This window comes from Flavobacterium hiemivividum (genome assembly GCF_004349145.1).
GTDB lineage: Bacteria > Bacteroidota > Bacteroidia > Flavobacteriales > Flavobacteriaceae > Flavobacterium > Flavobacterium hiemivividum.
In genome coordinates, this window is sequence record NZ_SMFO01000026.1 from 1 (window position 1) to 2,703 (window position 2,703).

The window sequence follows — 2,703 nt, forward strand, 5'->3', positions numbered from 1 at the left end:
AGTCTCCAACCTATCCTACACATCATTTGTCCAAGGTCAATACTAAGCTATAGTAAAGGTGCACAGGGTCTTTTCGTCCCACTGCGGGTAAGCGGCATCTTCACCGCTACTACAATTTCACCGAGCTCATGGCTGAGACAGTGTCCAGATCGTTACACCATTCGTGCAGGTCGGAACTTACCCGACAAGGAATTTCGCTACCTTAGGACCGTTATAGTTACGGCCGCCGTTTACTGGGGCTTCATTTCAATGCTTCTCCGAAGATAACATCTCCACTTAACCTTCCAGCACCGGGCAGGTGTCAGGCCCTATACTTCATCTTACGATTTTGCAGAGCCCTGTGTTTTTGATAAACAGTCGCCTGGACCTCTTCACTGCGGCCAGCATTGCTGCTGGCGACCCTTCTCCCGAAGTTACGGGTCTATTTTGCCTAATTCCTTAGCCATGAATCTCTCGAGCACCTTAGAATTCTCATCTCGACTACCTGTGTCGGTTTGCGGTACGGGTACTATTAACCTGAAGTTTAGAGGTTTTTCTTGGAAGCCCTTAGGTGCACTATCTCTTTGACCGAAGTCTCCGAGTACTATCGTATTTCCCCAAGCCGCGTGGATTTGCCTGCGCAGCTTATAGGTAGGTACTTCAACGAACTATTCCGTCAGTTCGCGGCACTTTCATCACTCCGTCACCCCATCACAGTTAACAGTAGTACGGGAATATTAACCCGTTGTCCATCGACTGTCCCTTTCGGGTTCGCCTTAGGTCCCGACTAACCCACAGCTGATTAGCATAGCTGTGGAAACCTTAGTCTTTCGGTGTGCGGGTTTCTCGCCCGCATTATCGTTACTTATGCCTACATTTTCTTTTCTAACCGGTCCAGCAGGCCTTACGACTCACCTTCTACCCTGTTAGAATGCTCCCCTACCACTTACAATAAATTGTAAATCCATAGCTTCGGTAATATACTTATGCCCGATTATTATCCATGCTCGTCCGCTCGACTAGTGAGCTGTTACGCACTCTTTAAATGAATGGCTGCTTCCAAGCCAACATCCTAGCTGTCTATGCAGACAAACCTCGTTCTTTCAACTTAGTATATATTTGGGGACCTTAGCTGATGGTCTGGGTTCTTTCCCTCTCGGACTTGGACCTTAGCACCCAAGCCCTCACTGTTAGTGAACATTATATAGCATTCGGAGTTTGTCAGGAATTGGTAGGCGGTGAAGCCCCCGCATCCAATCAGTAGCTCTACCTCTATATAACTTTATAACTAACGCTGCACCTAAATGCATTTCGGGGAGTACGAGCTATTTCCGAGTTTGATTGGCCTTTCACCCCTACCCACAGATCATCCCAAGACTTTTCAACGTCAACGGGTTCGGTCCTCCACTATGTGTTACCACAGCTTCAACCTGTCCATGGGTAGATCACACGGTTTCGCGTCTAACACTACTGACTAAAGCGCCCTATTCAGACTCGCTTTCGCTACGGATCCGTGGCTTAACCACTTATCCTTGCCAGCAACGTTAACTCGTAGGCTCATTATGCAAAAGGCACGCCGTCACCCCACGAAGGGGCTCCGACCGCTTGTAAGCGTATGGTTTCAGGATCTATTTCACTCCGTTATTCACGGTTCTTTTCACCTTTCCCTCACGGTACTGGTTCACTATCGGTCTCTCAGGAGTATTTAGCCTTAGCGGATGGTCCCGCCAAATTCAGACAGGATTTCTCGTGTCCCGCCCTACTCAGGATACCACTATCAATTATATCACTTACCTATACAGGACTATCACCCTCTTTGGTTCTACTTTCCAGTAGATTCTAGTTCGTTTTACATTGAATATCGTGGTCCTACAACCCCAAATATGCCGTAACATGTTTGGTTTGGGCTAATCCGCGTTCGCTCGCCACTACTTACGGAATCACTTTTGTTTTCTTCTCCTCCGCCTACTTAGATGTTTCAGTTCAGCGGGTTTGCCCACCTATCGGTGTACTATGTCTTCAACATAGTGGGTTGCCCCATTCAGGTATCTACGGATCAATCGGTGTGTGCCCGTCCCCGTAGCTTTTCGCAGCTTATCACGCCTTTCATCGCCTCTGAGAGCCAAGGCATCCCCCATACGCCCTTATTTTGCTTATTGTACCAATCATTTCAGCATCTTGTGGAGAATAACGGAGTCGAACCGTTGACCTCCTGCGTGCAAGGCAGGCGCTCTAGCCAGCTGAGYTAATCCCCCATTTCTAATTTTAAATTATGAATGTTGAATTTTGAATTACAGTAATTCATACTCATACTTCTAAAATTTCCTTTTCTTTAAGTATTAGTTGTCTCGGACAGACTCGAACTGTCGACCCCTACATTATCAGTGTAGTACTCTAACCAGCTGAGCTACGAGACACTCTTATTCTTAAATTGTATTATTTGAACTAACAGCAAGAGTAATAAATTCGCATTCTTTGTTTCCACTTTCTCTTTTCGTCTCTTTCCCTACAGTGCTTATAAATAAGCTAACAATAAGGCTCTAGAAAGGAGGTGTTCCAGCCGCACCTTCCGGTACGGCTACCTTGTTACGACTTAGCCCTAGTTACCAGTTTTACCCTAGGCAGCTCCTTGCGGTCACCGACTTCAGGCACCCCCAGCTTCCATGGCTTGACGGGCGGTGTGTACAAGGCCCGGGAACGTATTCACCGGATCATGGCTGATAT

Annotated in this window: 2 tRNA genes and 2 rRNA genes; all 4 read right to left on the reverse strand. The window is 47.2% G+C overall.

From position 1 onward, the window contains the following. A 23S ribosomal RNA gene (locus E0F98_RS15895) occupies positions 1–2,137 on the reverse strand; the annotation flags it as partial. Between the two features lie 23 nt (positions 2,138–2,160). Then, a tRNA-Ala gene (locus tag E0F98_RS15900) sits at positions 2,161–2,234 on the reverse strand. 88 nt (positions 2,235–2,322) lie between these two features. Further along, positions 2,323–2,396, reverse strand: a tRNA-Ile gene (locus E0F98_RS15905). Positions 2,397–2,523: 127 nt separating this feature from the next. Continuing rightward, positions 2,524–2,703 (reverse strand): 16S ribosomal RNA (locus tag E0F98_RS15910); the annotation flags it as partial.